13 protein-coding genes are annotated in these 17005 nt (G+C 63.8%); 4 read left to right on the forward strand and 9 right to left on the reverse strand.

Annotated elements, in window-relative coordinates; genetic code table 11:
* Positions 1–2: 2 nt before the first annotated feature.
* The 3 genes from Q0894_RS08135 to Q0894_RS08145 form a co-directional block, all read right to left on the reverse strand.
* Positions 3–1349, reverse strand: coding sequence for a glycerophosphodiester phosphodiesterase family protein (locus tag Q0894_RS08135; RefSeq protein ID WP_299233541.1), 1347 nt, complete (start codon positions 1347–1349; stop codon positions 3–5).
* A 210-nt stretch (positions 1350–1559) separates the two neighbouring features.
* The gene (locus tag Q0894_RS08140; protein ID WP_299233544.1) at positions 1560–1892 is read right to left on the reverse strand and encodes a hypothetical protein; all 333 of its coding nucleotides are present in this window, start codon (positions 1890–1892) and stop codon (positions 1560–1562) included.
* Between the two features lie 455 nt (positions 1893–2347).
* Positions 2348–4534: a heavy metal translocating P-type ATPase gene (locus tag Q0894_RS08145; protein ID WP_299233547.1), complete on the reverse strand. Its 2187-nt coding sequence runs from the start codon at positions 4532–4534 to the stop codon at positions 2348–2350.
* A 124-nt stretch (positions 4535–4658) separates the two neighbouring features.
* Between Q0894_RS08145 and Q0894_RS08150 the strand changes: the two genes are divergently transcribed.
* Entirely contained in the window at positions 4659–5144 is a 486-nt protein-coding gene (locus Q0894_RS08150) for a helix-turn-helix domain-containing protein (protein WP_299233550.1), read from the forward strand.
* On the opposite strand, the gene Q0894_RS08155 is transcribed toward Q0894_RS08150, so the two are convergent.
* A complete protein-coding gene (locus Q0894_RS08155) occupies positions 5135–6136 on the reverse strand; it encodes an ion transporter (protein WP_299233552.1) in 1002 nt (333 codons plus the stop codon). The two genes, Q0894_RS08150 and Q0894_RS08155, sit on opposite strands and share 10 nt — an antisense overlap.
* 33 nt (positions 6137–6169) lie before the next feature.
* Positions 6170–6463, reverse strand: a complete 294-nt coding sequence (locus tag Q0894_RS08160; protein WP_299233555.1) for a coiled coil domain-containing protein — start codon at positions 6461–6463, stop codon at positions 6170–6172.
* A 436-nt stretch (positions 6464–6899) separates the two neighbouring features.
* Here Q0894_RS08160 and Q0894_RS08165 point away from each other — a divergent pair, with 436 nt between their 5' ends.
* A complete protein-coding gene (locus tag Q0894_RS08165; protein WP_299233558.1) occupies positions 6900–7283 on the forward strand; it encodes a hypothetical protein in 384 nt (127 codons plus the stop codon).
* Positions 7284–7354: 71 nt separating this feature from the next.
* On the opposite strand, the gene Q0894_RS08170 is transcribed toward Q0894_RS08165, so the two are convergent.
* Together Q0894_RS08170 and pncB are read right to left on the reverse strand one after the other, a co-directional pair.
* Positions 7355–8764, reverse strand: coding sequence for a GntP family permease (locus Q0894_RS08170; RefSeq protein WP_161423086.1), 1410 nt, complete (start codon positions 8762–8764; stop codon positions 7355–7357).
* A 345-nt stretch (positions 8765–9109) separates the two neighbouring features.
* Positions 9110–10330 carry a nicotinate phosphoribosyltransferase gene (gene pncB, locus Q0894_RS08175; RefSeq protein ID WP_299233563.1) on the reverse strand — a complete coding sequence of 407 codons (1221 nt, stop codon included), beginning with the start codon at positions 10328–10330 and terminating at the stop codon, positions 9110–9112.
* Positions 10331–10531: 201 nt separating this feature from the next.
* On the opposite strand from pncB, the gene Q0894_RS08180 reads away from it, so the two are divergent.
* Positions 10532–11818 carry an MFS transporter gene (locus Q0894_RS08180; RefSeq protein WP_299233566.1) on the forward strand — a complete coding sequence of 429 codons (1287 nt, stop codon included), beginning with the start codon at positions 10532–10534 and terminating at the stop codon, positions 11816–11818.
* Here the strand turns inward: Q0894_RS08180 and Q0894_RS08185 are convergent.
* Both Q0894_RS08185 and Q0894_RS08190 read right to left on the reverse strand, forming a co-directional pair.
* Positions 11746–12972, reverse strand: a complete 1227-nt coding sequence (locus Q0894_RS08185) for a GGDEF domain-containing protein (protein ID WP_299233568.1) — start codon at positions 12970–12972, stop codon at positions 11746–11748. The genes Q0894_RS08180 and Q0894_RS08185 overlap by 73 nt on opposite strands.
* 154 nt (positions 12973–13126) lie before the next feature.
* Positions 13127–15136 carry a diguanylate cyclase gene (locus Q0894_RS08190; protein ID WP_299233570.1) on the reverse strand — a complete coding sequence of 670 codons (2010 nt, stop codon included), beginning with the start codon at positions 15134–15136 and terminating at the stop codon, positions 13127–13129.
* 595 nt (positions 15137–15731) lie between these two features.
* Between Q0894_RS08190 and Q0894_RS08195 the strand changes: the two genes are divergently transcribed.
* Positions 15732–16973: a diguanylate cyclase gene (locus Q0894_RS08195; RefSeq protein ID WP_299233573.1), complete on the forward strand. Its 1242-nt coding sequence runs from the start codon at positions 15732–15734 to the stop codon at positions 16971–16973.
* The last annotated feature ends 32 nt before the right edge of the window (positions 16974–17005 follow it).

Below are 17005 nucleotides of genomic sequence, written 5' to 3' on the forward strand. Positions count from 1 at the left end.
CGTCAGGAAGCGGGCTCGGGATTGAGGCAGTTGTCGTAGAGGGTCACGGTCGCCGGCCAATCCGAGAACAGGCCCAGGATGCCCACATCCTTGGCCAGCACGTCCAGCACCAGCAGCTTGTCGCCCTCGTTGTCGACCACCGCATCGACGCTCTGGTGGTACCACTCACCGTCCTCGCTGAGGGGGCCGGAACGCTCGAAGCTCCAGGCGATCAGCTCGAGTCCGGCCGCCTTGGCGCGCTCGGCATAGACCGAGGGCACGATGCGTTCCTCGTTCTCGCCGGCCTCGGGACGCGCCTCGAGCAGCATCCACATCGGCGGCGCCAGGATCTTCACGCCCTGCTCGGCGAGCGCCTCCATGCTCGGCGACCAGCTCTCCGGGTCGCGATGATCGAAGGACTCGTCGTCGTAACGGTCGTCCAGATAGACCGCCTGAGCGGCGAACTCGGGGGCGCTGTCGACCCAGTAACGCACATCGTCCAGGTTGAACGACTGCGGGAAGACGTCCTCGGCCGGCACGCCGGCGTCCGTGTACTCATCGATCATTTTCTGGGCGTAGTCGGCCTGACTCATGCCATCGAAGGGCATCGCGACGTTCGGTGCCTTGAGCTCCGGCGTCATGCGCACGCCGAGCGAGCGGAACAGCTCGATGCTCTCGGTATGGGTCATCAGGGTACCGCGGGTGGCGTAGAGGTCGGTGCGCCAGCCAGGCGTGCCGTCGAGATACGCCGCCAGGGAGTCGGCCTCTGTGTTCACGCCGTCCATGCGGCCCTCGAGACTCTGGAACTCGGCCAGGGTGATATCGCTGGTGCAACACTGGACCGCCTCGGCGTTGGTCAGTGCGCCGGTCTCGGGATCGAAGGCCGGCGGCACGCTGCACTGATCGGCCAGGTCGGTCTCGAGTATGTTGGTCGTGGCGTGCAGGTCACACTGGGAGTGGCGGCACACCAGCGCCTTGTCCTCGGTGAAGGTGACGTCACACTCCACGATGCCGGCACCCATCTGGGCCGCGGCGATGTAGGATTCCCGGGTATGCTCGGGGAACTGCATGGCTGCCCCTCGATGGCCGATCGAGAAGTCCCGGCGCTGCCAACGATTGGTGTCGGCGGCGCAGCGCAGCAGGGTCTCCTTGAGGTGGCGTTCGCGCTGGGTGCTCTCGTCCATGTCCTGGATCAGGAACAGCGGACGGGGTCCCAGGGTAATGTTCTGGGCCGCTTCCACGGCGGTGATCTTCTGTGGGCTGGTGGCCAGCGCGGACGCCGAGGCCAGGAAAACGACGATGCCAATGGCAAGTGCTAGGCCTGTGCGTGGCAGCGCGACGGTCCTGTTCTTGGGGTAAGTCCTTTTCATGATGTGCCTCGTGAGTCGCTTGAGTGGTGGAGTGACTCGCTCAGCGTAGCAGAGCCCACGACCGGGGCTGCGTTCCCAGTGGAACCGGGATATGTGGAGACATGACGACCCCACGGGATATGCTCGATGGCCATGATGGTCGCCCCGACAGGCCGTCATGACCCTTGTGCCAGAACGATGCACACTCGGCATGCCGCCGGGCGGTTCAATTCATTCTCGGGCTGGTGACGCCTCCGGCTTTATCCCTATACGGATCAGGCGCAGCGTGAGCTCGTCACTAAGATTCTCCACCGAGTGGGGGGCTTCCGGCGTCTTCCACATCGTCAACGGGAGGGTGAGTGGCGCATCCAGCTCTCGGGTGTCGAAGATGATGTTGCCGTCCGCGTCACGGTCGATGAACTCCCCCGCCGCCTGGAGATAGAGGACGCTGGGCCATCGATGGGAATGTAGGGGCTCCACCACGCCCGGCAGCAGGGTGACTTCCAGCACTCGCACCCTGTCATTCTCCAGGAGGATCTCGTGGTTGTCCGGTGCGGCGACCACGGCATCCAGCTCTTATGGCCAGTTGGCAGGGTCGCCCGTCTTGTAGGTGACGGCAGAAGCCGGCGAGGTGACCTGGCTGAATGCCGTCATGGGGTGAAGGCACAACCTGAGGATGGCAGGGAAGGTGATCAGGGGCTTTTTCATGGCGAGATACCGGTGGTAGAGCGCCCACGTGAAGGGGTGGCGGTTGTGGGTCACTCCAGTGTAGGGAGGTTTTCGGCGGAGAGGTGAGCAGGGGCGTCGCCCGGGGCCGCCCAGTCGCTGGCCAGGGCTCTCGCTCGATGCGTCTTGGGGCTTACGCCCCATACCCGCTTGAACGCGGCGCAGAACTACCTGTTCGAGACGGTGCTCGACGGCCGCAATGCCTACATTGCCGACGGGCCCGGCCGAGCACATCGAGGCCTATCGCCGGGAGCGGGCGCTGCCCTTGCCGCCGTTGCTCGAGCACACGGGCGTCACGATGCAGCGGCGGCGGGTTGGGCCACCGCCGGGGCCTGCACCGGCGAGAAGCGATAACCCAGCAGCCGCATGGCATTCAGGGTCACCAGCACGGTGGCACCGGTATCCGCCATCACGGCAATCCACATGCCGGTGAAGCCCAGCGCCGTGGTGGCCAGGAAGATGGCCTTGAGTCCCAGGGCCAGAGCGACGTTCGTCTTCACGTTGTTGAGAGTGGCGCGAGACAGGTCGATCAGCTCGGCGATGCCGGTCACGCGGTTCTTGAGCAGGGCTGCATCGGCGGTCTCCAGCGCCACATCCGTGCCACCGCCCATGGCGATGCCCACGTCAGCCGAGGCCAGGGCCGGCGCATCGTTGATGCCGTCGCCCACCTTGCCGATCGGGCCCCGGCCGGCGGCCTGCCAGTCGCGAATATGGCGCGCCTTGTCTTCGGGCATCAGCTTGCCATGGGCCTCGATGCCGAGGCTTTCGCCGATGGCCCTGGCGGTGCGCACGTTGTCACCGCTGAGCATCACCGCCTGTACGCCGAGGCGCGAGAGGGCAGCGAGGCCTTCGCGGGCATCGTCGCGGGGTTCATCGCGTACGGCGATCAGGCCGAGCGGGCGCTCGCCCTCCACCAGCACGGCGAGGCTCTTGCCGGCCTCCTCCAGTGCGCTGACCTGTGCGCGCTGCCTATCGTTGAGGAGCCCCTGGTCGAGGAGGTGATGGGGTGGCACCAGGCCAAGCTCACGCCCCTCGACCAGAGCGTCGATTCCTCGACCCGCCACGGCGCGGCTCTCGCTGGCCCGGGGAAGCGTGAGATCCTGCTGCTGGGCATGGCCCAGGATGGCCTGAGCGATCGGGTGGCTGGAGTCCTGCTCCATCGCCGCCGCCAGGCGCAGCACCTCGTTTTCGCCCTGATCGCCGGTCCAGTCAGCCACATCGGTGACCCGCGGTGCACCGACGGTGAGCGTCCCGGTCTTGTCCAGCGCCACCAGGCGTAGCTTGCCCAGCTGTTCGAGCACGGCGCCGCCCTTGATCAGCAGCCCACGGCGCGCCCCCGTCGAGAGGCCGGCCGCGATCGCCGCCGGGGTCGAAATCACCAGGGCACAGGGGCAGGCGATAAGCAGCAGTGCCAGGGCGCGATAGATCGACTCCGACCAGGCCATGCTCGAGACCAGTGGCGGCACCACCGCCATCAGCAGGGCCAGCCCGACCACCGCCGGCATGTAGTAGTAGGCGAAGCGATCGATGAAGCGTGCCACCGGCGCCTTGGCGGCCTGGGCCTCCTCCACCAGGCGAATGACTCGCGCGATGGTGTTGTCCTCGGCGCCGCGGGTCACCTCCACCTCGAGGGCGGCGTTCAGGTTCACCGTGCCGGCCAGGACCTCGTCGTCGACCGAACGTGAGCGGGGCACGGACTCGCCATTGACCGGTGACTCGTCGAGCTCGGAGGTTCCCGCCAGGATACGACCATCGCAGGGAACGCGATCCCCCGGCCGAATCATGACGCGCTGGCCCGGGGTGAGGGAGGAGGCCGACACCTCGCGAGTCCCCTGCTCCTCGATCAGCCTCGCCGTCGACGGCGCCAGGTTCGCCAGGGCCGAGATGCTGCGGCGCGCCCGAGAGGCGGCCACCCCTTCCAGAAGTTCACCCACGGCAAACAGGAACACCACCACGGCGGCCTCGGCGGCGGCGTCGATCGCCAGCGCACCCAGGGCGGCGATGCTCATCAGCATCTCGATGGTGAAAGGGTTGCGCATCTTCAACGCTCCCCAGGCCCCCTTGATGATGGGCACCAGGCCCACCACGGTAGCCGCCACGAAGGGCCAGTTGCCCAGGGCCGGAAAGGTCATGCGCAGGATAAAGGCCAGCGCCAGCAGGCCGCCCGTGACCAGTACCAGCCGTCCCTTGGCGGTTTGCCACCAGGGAGTTGGCGAGTCGCTCGCCTGGTTTCGCTGATCATCGGTGACTACCCGATAGCCCAGCTCGTCGAGGGTACGCTCGATGGTCCGGTGGCTGGGGGAACCCTGCGATGCCGGGACAATCTTCACCGAGCCGGTGACCGAGCTTGCCTGTACCTGTTCGATGCCCTCCAGGCGCCCCAGGGCGGACTCGACCTTGCGCTCGCAGCCGCCGCAGTCCATGCCTTCGACCCGGAGCGTCAGCGCCGAGGAGGCTTGCATAGCGGGGGAAGTTTCCATGATGGCACTCCTGCTGGTAGGTTACTGTCTCCAGCATAAACCTTGTAGCAACTATAGGTTCAAGGTGTAGGCTCAAGGCACAGGTTCAAATGACAGGTTCAAGCCGTTTGGAAGGAGCGTCATCATGTTGGAGACCAACGCCGCCATCGGCATCGGCATCGGCATCGGAGAGCTGGCGCGGCGTGTCGGCTGCAAGCCTGAAACGGTGCGCTATTACGAACGTGTCGGACTGATGAGTGGTGCGATGCGAACCGAGGGTGGCCAGCGCCGCTATGGTGAGGAGGCCGTGAGACGGCTGACCTTCATTCGTCATGCCCGGGACTTCGGATTCTCGGTGGCCGCGGTGCGTGAGCTGCTGACGATGTCGGATCGGCCCGACATGTCCTGCCATGAGGTGGATGTCATCGCCAAGCATCACCTTGAGGAGGTGGAGACACGGTTGCAGCGTCTAGAGGCACTGCGCGACGAACTGCGCAGAATGGTGGGGCAGTGTGCCGGTGGCAAGGTCGAGAGCTGTCGCATCATCGAGGTGCTGAGCGATCACCAGTTGTGCAACAGCGAGCAGGCTCATGGTGGCGCCGGTGACCTGAGGCAAGGTCCTTACCGGTAGCGCTGTCGCCACTCCTTGACCGCGATCTGCTCCTTGAGCAGCTCCAGCATGTCGACCAGCACCTGCTCGGTGACCTGTTCGGTGTGCGGGTCGGTGCGCAGCCAGGCATCGAAGCCACTTTCGGCCAGATGCTCCACCAGGGTGGAGAACTCCGGCGACTGCAGCCCTGCCAGGGCCTCGTTGACCAGGCGGCAGGCTAGATCCGAGAGCGAGGCCTCGAGCCCCCGGGTCAACTGGCCGCCCATTGGCAAGCGCGAGAGTCGCTGGATCTCGGGACTCTCCGTCAGGGTACGGCCGACCAGACCCCGCACATAACGCAGGATATCGGGTCGGTTGTGGGTGTAGGCACTGCCGGCCATGGCCTCCAGGCGCTGGCTGATCTCCTGGATCAGTGCCTGCTGGCGAGGCCGCACCACCCGTTCCACCACCCCACTGGTGAGGGAGTCGTGAGAACGCACCTGAGCCTGGACGTTGTCCAGCATGCGGATGGCGATGCGGTCGGTAAGCTCCTCCATCAGGATGTCGTAGTACTTGGCGAGAACGGCATAGAGGTACCAGCGGCGTACATCGATCATCCCCAGCCGCTGCAGACGGTGCAGCAGCGAGATGACCCGCAGGACGCGCAGCAGACGGAAGCCAGCCAGCGGAATGCAGCCGAGCACGTCGTACCAGTGCACGAAGGGGTAGAAGAACCAGCGGTGATAGCGCCGCTCGGCGATTGCCACCGCCCAGCCCAGCAGGACATCGAGCAGGAAGACCGCCACGAACGCCAGGTCGATGGTGAGAAAGTGGGCATGGATATGGCGTTCGTAGGCGCCGTGAAGGCCTGGCGTCACGGCCTCGAAGGCGCTGTTCAGCGGCGGCAGCAGAAAGAGGCTGTCGAACAGCAGCAGTGCCAGGTTGGCGATGACCAGCGCAATGATCAGCAGGTCCCAGGCCAGATGAACGCGTTCCCCTAGCGGGGTGAGTGGGGGCTGGCGTGTCTCCGGCATGGGACCTCCTGGCCTGTTCTGCACACCGGCGGCCTAGTTGAAGCGTGAGCGAGCCTTGTCGAAGGAGTCACTCATCGACTTCCAGGCGCGCTCGGCACCCTCCTTGAGGTCATCCCAGGCGTCATCGCCGGATGCACGCATCTCCTCCAGCTTCTGGCGCAGCTCTTCACGCTTCTGCTCCAGCTGCTCGGCCTCCTGCTCCCGCTCCTCCTTGAGTCTGGCATCGGCCTCGGAGCTTTGGGCCTGTGCCTTCAGCTTGTCGATCTCCGCTTTCCATTCGTCCAGCTTGGCGCGCAGCTTCTGTTCATAGGCGTCACGGTTGCTCATGCGTCCTCCTCGTTGTCGACGGTCTGGATAACCTCGAATCCCTCGAAGCGCGGTGGGCCCAGGTAGAGCCCCTGCGTGGCAAGGGCGTCGCGCCTGATCATATGCTCCGCCGACGATGACATCTCTCCGCCGGCGGGACAAGAGCATGCCGGGCCATGGTCAGTAAAGGGCGGGTCGATAGCTGTGGTGCTACCTTGAGGGAAGGACAGGAAAGAAAGGTCAGGAAGGCAATAAACGGGCTGGCTTGCTGTAAACGCTGCGCTCTTCCCTCTTCCCTCTGCCCTCTGCAAGGCCTTGCCATCCACCTTCCTGGACAACACTCGTAAGGATCCCCTCCGACCGCACCAGGAGTCACCGATACGCAGCCGTTTATCCCCTAGCGTTATCGCCGAGCGTTTATCACCGAACGTTTATCTCTGAACAAGGAGACAAGACAATGAGCGATCAGCCTTCTGTCGTGCCAATTGAGGTGAAAACGGCGCCAGAAGCGGGAAAGGATCCCTTGACGAAGATGATCGAAATTGCCAAGGATGACAAACTGTCGGACCGCGACAAGGCCGCCTTGATCACCTACTCCCAGCAACGTTTTACCAATCGGCGGCGCATGGCCTATATGGCACTCTCCGGCTTGATCGGTTCACTGGCCTTTATCTTGGTTGCCGCGCTTGTCGACGGGCTTAACTGTCCGCCGGGCCAGACCTGCCAGGGCATCCTCGGTTCCATCGAGAATAGTCAGACCCTGATTGCCTGGATCATGGGCTTTCTGACGGCGATCGTCGGGGCGTACTACGGGGTTTCCGCCTGGCGCCCCGCCAGCTGACAGCGCCCCACGACGACCATCGGCGACCGGCCCCCGCACACTCGTTCTGAATAGCGGAGGCCATGCTGAGGTCAGAAGGCGCCGAACAGGCTGCCCAGGGTGATGACGCTGATCAGCGCCAGCATCGGAATGATGATGGTGACCATGGCGATGTTGAGGTAGGACTGGCGGTGGGTCAGCCCGCAGATGGAGAGCAGGGTGATCACCGCGCCGCAGTGGGGCAGGGTGTCGAAGCCGCCGGCGGCGAGCACCGCCACCCGGTGCATCAGCTCCGGGGCGATGCCGGCCTGCTCGGCCAGCGCCAGGTAGTCGCTACCGAGGGTCTGCAGGGCGATGCTGAGGCCGCCGGAGGAGGAGCCGGTGATGCCTGCCAGTGTGGTCATGGCCACTGCCTCGGAGACCAGCGGGTTGCCAGGCGCCACGCCGAGCACCGCGTCGCGCAGGATGGCGAAGCCCGCTAGCGAGGCGATCACCGCACCGTAGCCCACCTCCGAGGCGGTATTGAAGATCGGCAGCATCGAACCCAGGGCACCCCGGTTGAGGGTGTCCTGCAGGCTTTGCCAGTGGCGTAGCCGGGTCAGTACCAGCCAGGCGCAGGCCGTCAGCAGGGCGATGATGATCGCCCACAGGCCGGTCTGGTTGGCCACCTGCAGCTCCGGATAGGCGGCACTCAGTGCACTCATGTCCAGACGGGGGAAGATCGCGTAGGTGAACAGCGCGTTGATTCCGATCACCAGCACCAGCGGTGTTATGGCCAGCATGAAGGGCATGCCATCGACAGGGCGACTGTCGCCCTCGGGAGTCAGGTTCGCCTCGCGGCTTTCGTCATGCTCGCCGTAGCCTTCACCGGCGGTCTGGGCGCGCAGGGCGCGACCGTTCAGCCACCACCAGCCGACCCCGAACATGATCAACGCCGCGATGATGCCAAGGCCAGGCGCGGCGAAGGCGTTGGTGCCGAAGTAGGGAATCGGAATGGCGTTCTGGATCGCCGGAGTCCCCGGCAGGGCGGTCATGGTGAAGGTGAACGAGCCAAGGGCGATGGCGGCCGGAATCAGCCGCTTGGGAATCGCGGCGGCGCGAAACAGCTCCCGGGCGATGGGGTAGATGGCGAATGCCACCACGAACAGTGATACCCCGCCGTAGGTCAGCAGGCCACAGGCCAGCACCACGGTCAGGATGGCGTGACGCACCCCAAGCACTCGGGTGATCCAGTTGGCGATGGCGCTGGCCGCCCCGGAATCGGCCATCAGCTGCCCGAACAGTGCCCCAAGCAGGAAGATCGGGAAAAACTTCAGCAGGTAGCCGCCGAGTGCGCTCATGAAGGTCTCGGTATAGATCGGCAGCATCAGGGCGATATCGCCGGAGAGCAGCACCGCCAGAGTGGCCATCAGCGGTGCCAGCAGCAGCACCGAGTAGCCGCGGTAGGCCAGATACATCAGCAGCAGCAGCGAGATAACGATCGCCAGGGTACTGAAAAACATGCAGACGTCCTTGTAGACAGAAACAGGGGGTATGGGTGTGGCCCACGCGGGCAGGTCTCCTTGGAGCAGCGAGGTGGCCAAAATGAGGCGGCGAATACTTACATATCCAACAATAAATACAAGAGGCCGATTTCCCCGTTCGTCCAGGGCCGAGATTCGGTGCCTGGAGCCGGAGAGGGGCGCAAGGGTAAGGCGTCAGGTTACATGGGGAGGAAGTTAGAGGCGCACCCTGTCGCGAAGGGCCTGGGTTGCGCCTTGCGACATCCTTGTCGTCAGGCCTCCGTCAGGAGCCCATTGGTGGGCCTGGTACGCTTGTGCCCCATGCGCTGCTGGCAGATGCGGGGGCTATCGTCCGGACTCTGCCGGCTCTTCGACGTTGAACACGCTTCTCAGGTAGTGGACATATTCCGGGTCGCGGGTGGTGGCCTTGCCCGGGGCATCGGAGATCTTGGCTACCGGCTGACCGTTGCACGAGACCATCTTGATGACGATGTTCATCGGCGTCACCCCGGGCAGGTCGCAGGTCAGGCTGGTGCCGATGCCGAAGCTGGTGCGAATGCGCCCCTCCAGCGCCTTCTTGATGGCCATGGCCGAGTCGAAGGTCAGTGCATCGCTGAAGATCAGCGTCTTGCCTCTGGGGTCGATGCCCAGCCGCTCATAGTGGCGGATGCACTTCTCGGCGAACACCAGCGGATCGCCGCTGTCGTGGCGCAGGCCGTCGAACAGCTTGGCGAAGTAGAGATCGAAGTCGGCCAGGAAGGCATCCAGGGTGATGGTGTCGGTGAGCGCCACGCCGAGATGGCCTCGATACTCCTGGACCCAGGCCTCCAGGGCGGCGCGCTGGCTGTCCACCAGCCGGCTGCCCAGCTGCTGGTGGGCCATCACCCACTCGTGGGCCATGGTGCCCATCGGTGCCAGGCCGTGGCGGCGCGCGATATCGACATTGCTGGTGCCGACGAACTGGCCCGGAAACTCCTCGGCCAGCACGCCGATAATCGCCTCCTGCACCGGTTGCGACAGCCGCCTTCGGGTGCCGAAGTCGGCCAGGCGGAAGTCGGCCAGCTGGGCCGACGTGTAGTCGCGGCGCAGCGCCGCCAGCTTGTCGCGCAGCCGGCTCACCGCCTGGTCGATGCTGGCGTCGGGATGCAGCACCCGATTTCGCACCTCGCTGATGATCGCCAGGATCACGATCTCGAACAGGATGCTGTGCGACCAGGGACCGTCGATGACGATGCACAGCTCGCTGCCTTCCATGTAGGTAGCCACGTACTCCGGGCGGAAGCGGTAGAGCTCCAGGAAGCGAATGAAGTCGGGGGACAGGTAGGGAAAACCGCTCAGGTAGGCCGACTCGTCGCGGCTCAGGGCCAGGCTGGCCAGCCGATCGATCTGGTCGCGAATCTCGCCCAGGTAGGGCGCCAGGTTCTCGGCGTTGCGGCAGCGAAACTCCCAGGCCACGCTGGCGTTGGGGTACTTGTGATGCACCCCCTGCATCATGGTCAGCTTGTACCAGTCGGTATCGAGCAGTGAGGTGATGATCTGGCCCGGTGCGCGGTACGCGGCCGCCATGGAGTGCTCCCTGTGTGGTGATGGCATCGATGGTAATCGTATCGCTCGGGGGCGGCCATTTCGAGAGCTATCAAACAAGACACTCTCGCTTCAGGGTGGCAAGGCGGCCCGGGTCGGTGGCATTGTCGAGTCTGACGTGCCCGCGTCGCAATCTCGGCCACGCCGGTCACGCACCCTCGAAATCCGACAGGAGGAGTCGCCATGAAACCGCTTTCGGGAACGGGGTTCGCGATCTTCGGGGCCGCCCTGGTTGCCATCAGCTATGGGTTGGCACGCTTCGCCTTCGGGCTCTTCGTGCCCCCGATACGCGACGAGCTGGGCCTCTCCTCCTATGTGATCGGCATCATCGGCTCACTGCCGCTGATCAGCTTCCTTCTGGCCACCGCGGTGGCCCCCGTGATCACCGACCATCTCGGCGCCCGCTATACGGCGGTGCTCTCGGGACTCTTCGGTGCCGCCGGGCTTGCGCTGATCAGTCGAGCCAGTGGGCCGCTGATGTTGGGCTCGGGGGTATTCGCGTGTGGCATCTGCACCGGCTTGATGATGCCTGCGCTGACCGCGGCCATGCAGGCAACAGTCAGGCGGTCGTTGCATGGCCGCGTCAGCTCGGTGATGAACGCGGGGACCAGCATCGGCGTGATCGTGGCCGTCCCGACGGTGCTGTTCCTGGCTGGCGCCTGGCGCCACGCCTATCTCTCCTTCGCCGTTCTTGCCGTTCTCGGTGTGATCGCCGCCTGGCTCCTCCTGCCCTCGGTCTCGCGGGTCGTGCCGGCCGACGCGGCATCACCACCGCCGCTTGGCGAGCTGCCGTGGTCACGGCTGGTCAGGCTATCGCTGTTTGCCTATGTGATGGGCTTGGTCTCCTCCGCCTACTGGATCTTCGCGCCTGACCTGGTGGTCACCCTGGGTGGCCTTCCCCCGGGCGTTACAGGGTGGTTATGGCTGGCGGTGGGTATCGCGGGGCTTGGCGGTGCCATGGTGGCCGATCTGGCCGATCGCAACAACCCGCCGATTACCCAGGCGCTGATGCTGATGATGTTGGCGGCGAGCCTGGCGCTGCTGGCGGCAAGCCCCGCCAACTCGGTGCTGGCGGCCTTTTCCGCGCTGGTCTTCGGCCTGGCCTACATGAGCCTGACCGGTCTCTATCTGATGACCGGCATCCGGTTGCTGCCGGGCCGGCTCTCGATGGGGCCGGTGCTGCCCTTCATGGCGGTATCGCTGGGCCAGGCCACTGGCTCGCCGGCAGTGGGGGCGCTGGTGGATGGCTTTGGCTATGCCGATGCGTTCGCCATGTTCGCGGCCCTCGGCATTCTGGTGGCCGTGCTCTCGCCCTTCTACCCCGGCGCCATCGCCCAGGCGGAGGAGGAGGCCTCCGAGGAGGAGGGCGGTCTTCAGGCGGCCTACGACCACCAGCTTCAGAACGAGGAGGGTGAGCCGCTGGAGGATCCTCTCGAGGATGAAGATGAAACTTCCGCCGCCACCTCGTGACTGACCACTACCCGGTTCCTGCCGCCGTGCTTGCCATTGTAGAGCGCGCGGTCGGCCCGCTGGATCAGCTCGTCCAGATCGGTTTCATCGTCGAGAACTTCGGCGATGCCGATGGTGACGGTGAGGCGGTGGTCGGGCATGGCCTCCATCACCGTCAGCTCGCTGATCTTGCTCCGCAGGCGCTCCGCCACCATTCGTGCGTCCTTCAGATGGGTCTCCGGCAGGGCCACGATGAACTCCTCGCCCCCGAAACGCCCGATCACATCCTGGGGACGGAGGGATCGCCGGCAGGCTTCCGCGATCGCGGCCAGCACTCGATCTCCCTGGCTATGTCCCCAGGTATCGTTGATGGCCTTGAAGTGATCCACGTCGATCATGAACAGGCAGAAGGGCGCCTGGTCGCGCCGCGTGCGCCGTAGCAGCGTCTTGGCGCGTGTCATGAAGTGGCGGCGAGAGTCCAGGCCGGTCAGCGCGTCCTGCTCGGCGACCCTGCGCAGCTGTGCCTCCAGCGACTTGCGGTGTGCGATCTCCTCGACCAGCTGGCGGTTCTGTACACGCTCCTCCTGCAGAAGCGCGAACTGCTTGCGCTGCAGCTTCTCCAGGCGTAGCAGGGTGAAGAAGCCTACACCATTGGTCATGATAAGCAGCAGGGTGGTGCGCATCACGACCACGGCAGAGGCGTCCGCCGCCATCACGGAAGCAATCAGAAAGCCGATGCCCAGATAGAGGCTGGCGACTGCCGCGACGGGCAGCAGATTTGGGATGAGCAGATAGAAGGCCATGGTGGCGACCACGACTGCCGGCACCTGGGTTGCAAGGCTCTCGGGTCGCAAGGGAACGATCAGGATGATACCGGTTGCCAGTATCCAGAGTGGCAGGGCGTGCAGCCAGTCATGGCAGATGTAGTGGCCTCGGTGTCCAATCACGACGGCGAGGGTCAGGCATGAGACGACCACCAGGATGCGCATGGTGATCAACAGCGTGAACTCCAGGGTCAAGCCGGTATAAAAATAGTCCGAGATGGCAAACATGCCGAAGATCAAGGCCGCCACGCTTAGCGCCAGGCCGGTTTCCGTTCGAACTCGCGGCTGGATGCTTCGGCGATACAGCGCTTCCCTGCCCTGCTCGTGGAACTGACCGGTCAACCGGTGCAAGTGATGTGTGGTTCCTGGTGCCGGCAAGGCCAGGTTCTCCCCGTCCAGTTTGGGTTGAAGGGCATTGCGTCTCCCGTCGGGCATGGTGGACCCGAAGGCGACTGGATCCCGGGTCAGGATATCGGAACCGGGCGTTGCCAGACGTTTAATCGGCCTACGCGGTATTCGCTGACGCGGAGCCTTGTTGGGGCAGTGAGGCCGGCAACGCCACACAGACGCGATTGCGACCGCTGCGCTTGGCCCGGTAGAGTGCCTCGTCGGCATTCTTGAGCAGCAGCGGTAGTCGGTCTTGTTCGGGACGAGGGTGTGTGGCCACGCCGATGGAAACCGTGTAGTGAATGGCCTCACCCGAGGTGAGGGTTACCGGCTTTTCGGCCAGTGCCTGACGCAGTGCTTCCGCTCGGCGATGACCCTGAGCCAGATCGGCATTGGGCAGCAGCACGACAAACTCCTCGCCACCAAAGCGAGCCAGAATATCGGTGCCACGCAGCAGATGCTGGCAGGTTTTTGCCAGCTCTTTCAGTACCTCATCGCCTGCATCATGCCCATAGCGATCATTGACCGCCTTGAAGTGGTCAATATCCAGTGCCAGTGCGGTTAGGGGGTTGCCCTCGCGCTGGAGGCGCTTGACCTCGTTGCTGGCCAGCTCGTCGAAGTAACGTCGGTTGGCCAGCCCCGTCAGCGCATCACGGTAAGCCAGGTCCTCGAGGGAGCGTTCGAGTCTCGCCTGCTCACTGATGTCCTGCACGCTGCAGCGACCCACCATCAGCGTGCTGAAAGGGGAGAGTCGTGATGACACGCTGCACAGCACGGTCAGCCGCTCGCCATTTCGGCACACCAGGTCGGCACGATGCTGCTGTTGTTGACCACTGGCCAGGGAGCCCATCAATGCGTGGATGGTCTCCCGTGACTCCTCGTCCATCAGATCACTGATACGCAGGCGATCCACGATATCGTCGCGTTCATAACCCAGGTAGTCCAGGAGGGCACGGTTGACGTTGGTAATCAGCCCATCCGCCGCCACGGTCACATAGCCGATGGGAGCGTTCTCATAGAGATCCTTGAAGTCCGCCAGCTGCTGGCGCTGTGCCGCACGCGCCGCACGTCGCTCTTCGCGACTGGTGATGATGAAGTGAACCAGTACCCCGGCCATCGCAAACAGGCCGGCCAGGAACGCCTTGAACCAGTTCTTGAGATACAACGCGCCTGCCTGCCACTGAGCCTTTTCAGTTTGTACCAGCATCGTCCACTCGGCGGCATAGGTATCGTTGATAAGCCCCCTATTGATCGCATAGTCACCGTGAAAGAGGCCATTGCGGAAGTTGGCGATATCGAAGCGAGTGAAGCTGAAGAGGTCGTCGTTCAACTCCAGCTGCCCTGTCGGTTCTGCCTGCAGGCGCTCCCACAACCTCGGTTGCCATGCGGAGAGGGTGCGTCCGGGCTGCCCCAACATCCAGCTCCACTCATTTTCGCGCCGGTGGTTGAGCAACCAGTAGCCCTCCGAGTTCAGCAGCATGGCGCGGTCGACAGCGGGGAAGTGTGCGCGATACTGGTTGAGCAATCCGCCCGCCAGGTAGTTCAGCACCAGCAGGCCAGCGGGCTCCCCTTCGCCGTCGCCGATCATGCGCACCAGACGCAGCACCGGTTTGTGGGGCGTCTCGATCCTGCCCTGTTCGACGTTGAGGTCGAGCGGCGAGAGATAGACCTGGCCCACTTCCAGGTTCAGCCCCTCCTGGACATAGTAGCGTCCAGACTTGTCTTGCAGTGCCTCCTCGGACACGGCATGGGAGGCGCCAGGTGCATGGTTGATGCGCACCCGCTCATGGCCCTGCAGGTCGATAAACCGGATCTGGTCGTAGCGTCCATACACATCGCTGGTATCGATCAGGGTGCGTTCCATCCTGGCCTGGTTGACGGCAGACGGGGTCGCCACGAAGTCTCTTACGCTGTCGAGCAGCGCGAGCTGGTGGGCATCCTGTACCGCCTTGAGCAGATGTTCCTGTAGCTGAGTCCTGGCCGTTCTCAGCAGCTGGGTGTGACGCTCGAGGGCTCGCTCCTTGAGGTTGGCGTCGTAGAGCGCCTTGCCGCCCCACAGCAGACCCGCCAGCACCACGAACACTACCGCGGTGGTATATGCCTGTGTCTTGAGTATCGTTTTATGCATCGTGTTTCCCGAGAGCGGCTCGCAAGGCTAGACCCGGTTTGCAGGGCTTTCGTAACGTTGTGCTTGAGCCACCGGTAATGGCTTGGTGAAGATTGCAGGCGATGATCATGCCTTCCCGGGCGCCACCAATCCACCGCTTCGCATCACCTGCCTTGCCATCCGCTAGCGTGGCTGCGCGCCTCGTGAACATATCCTTCGTGCAATGTGGGCATGACTGTGGCTGGTCAGGAAAGCCCTTCAGGCATGGCGAGTCAGGTGGGGGGGCTCAGCTCGGGCTTCAGTGGCTGGACGCAGGAGGCTCGTCAATCAAGTACTGGTAGATTCGAAAAATCTTGATGATGGTCAAGAAGGTGGCGAGAGGGTGTTATAGGATTATGACTTTTTGACCGTGTTGCCTACTCTGTTGGGCCGGCTAATGTTCTGCACATTAACCGTAGCTCTGGACGTCAATCATAAGAGGAGTGCAGTGTGCTGAACCGACAGCTGGGCCGGCATGGGAGGTGGTATGACTGTCAAAAATAACCGTGCAGGAGTGAACCCGGTTCAGTCGGCCGGTAATGCGGGGGCGGAAGGCGCTGCTTGTCACTGCAGCACGATGTCAGCCTTGCGCCAGCGCCTCAATCAACTCTCTACCGCGGTCGAGCAAAGCCCGGTCGCCATCGCGATCACGAACACCGAGGGGCAGATCGAGTATGTCAATCAGCGCTTTGTCGATGTGACGGGCTACAGCCGCGAGGAGTTGCTGGGCAAGACGCCAGCCGTGATTCAGTCAGGAGAGACGGCACCCTCGGTCTACCGGGATCTCTGGGAAACGCTGAAGGCCGGTGAGGTGTGGCGCGGTGAAATGCTCAACCGGCGCAAGAACGGGGAGTGTTACTGGGAAGCCGAGGTGATCACTCCGGTGCGCGATGATCAGGGCCAGGTGGTCAACTATGTCGCTGTCAAGGAGGATGTTACCGAGCGCCGTCGCCAGAAGCGTGAACTCGAACTGTTGGCAACGGTCTTCAAGACCGGTCAGGCGACCATGATTACCGACGCCGAGATGCGGATCGAGCGTGCCAACCAGGCATTCACCGATGTCACCGGGTATCGCGAGGATGAAGTGCTGGGCAAGACACCCAGGATCTTCAAGTCGGGCAGGCATGGCACGGCATTCTATCGGCGGCTGTGGGACTCGCTTTTCGACACCGGCCATTGGCAGGGGGAGATCTGGAATCGCAACAAGTTCGGTGAGGTTTATCCGTTGTGGCAGTCGATCACCGCGGTATACGACGACGAGGGCGAGATTCGACATTTCGTCGCGGTTTTCCATAATATCGCCGAGCGAAAGCGCATGGAAAACGAGCTGGAGCGCCAGGCAACACGGGATCACCTCACTGGCGCCTTGAATCGCCGCGCCTTCGATGACTCCCTGCGCCAGGCCCTGGAACAAGCCGAACGCGACAGCATGCCCTTCACTCTGCTGCTCTTCGATATCGACCACTTCAAGCAGGTCAACGATCGATACGGCCATGATGTCGGCGATGCCATACTCAAGCGACTCACCGAGCGGGTGGCCAGCACGCTGCGTACCACCGATATCCTGTGCCGCTGGGGCGGTGAGGAGTTTACTGTCCTTTTGCAGGGTACCTGCCTCAAGGGTGCTGCCAGTTTCGCCGAGCGTCTGCGTTATCAGGTCGCGAGTGCACGCCTCAACGGCCTGGAAGTGACGATCAGCACCGGTATCGCCCAGTATCGCCCGGGAGACGGCATGGACTCGCTGTTGGCTCGGGCCGATGACGCCCTCTATCGTGCCAAGCAGATGGGGCGCAACTGCATCGTGGTGGAAGACGAATGACGGTCGCCCTGGTACACGCCTGGAGGTAACGC

This window comes from uncultured Halomonas sp. (genome assembly GCF_947501415.1).
Taxonomy (GTDB): Bacteria; Pseudomonadota; Gammaproteobacteria; order Pseudomonadales; family Halomonadaceae; genus Halomonas.

What these genes read in the sequence shown, in the direction of transcription:
- Q0894_RS08160 (WP_299233555.1), bottom strand. Translation starts at nt 6,463, where the DNA reads ATGAGCAACCGTGACGCCTATGAACAGAAGCTGCGCGCCAAGCTGGAC.
- Q0894_RS08190 (WP_299233570.1), bottom strand. Translation starts at nt 15,136, where the DNA reads ATGCATAAAACGATACTCAAGACACAGGCATATACCACCGCGGTAGTG.
- Q0894_RS08170 (WP_161423086.1), bottom strand. Translation starts at nt 8,764, where the DNA reads ATGTTTTTCAGTACCCTGGCGATCGTTATCTCGCTGCTGCTGCTGATG.
- Q0894_RS08155 (WP_299233552.1), bottom strand. Translation starts at nt 6,136, where the DNA reads ATGCCGGAGACACGCCAGCCCCCACTCACCCCGCTAGGGGAACGCGTT.
- Q0894_RS08165 (WP_299233558.1), top strand. Translation starts at nt 6,900, where the DNA reads ATGAGCGATCAGCCTTCTGTCGTGCCAATTGAGGTGAAAACGGCGCCA.
- Q0894_RS08145 (WP_299233547.1), bottom strand. Translation starts at nt 4,534, where the DNA reads ATGGAAACTTCCCCCGCTATGCAAGCCTCCTCGGCGCTGACGCTCCGG.
- pncB (WP_299233563.1), bottom strand. Translation starts at nt 10,330, where the DNA reads ATGGCGGCCGCGTACCGCGCACCGGGCCAGATCATCACCTCACTGCTC.
- Q0894_RS08135 (WP_299233541.1), bottom strand. Translation starts at nt 1,349, where the DNA reads ATGAAAAGGACTTACCCCAAGAACAGGACCGTCGCGCTGCCACGCACA.
- Q0894_RS08150 (WP_299233550.1), top strand. Translation starts at nt 4,659, where the DNA reads ATGTTGGAGACCAACGCCGCCATCGGCATCGGCATCGGCATCGGAGAG.
- Q0894_RS08195 (WP_299233573.1), top strand. Translation starts at nt 15,732, where the DNA reads ATGTCAGCCTTGCGCCAGCGCCTCAATCAACTCTCTACCGCGGTCGAG.
- Q0894_RS08180 (WP_299233566.1), top strand. Translation starts at nt 10,532, where the DNA reads ATGAAACCGCTTTCGGGAACGGGGTTCGCGATCTTCGGGGCCGCCCTG.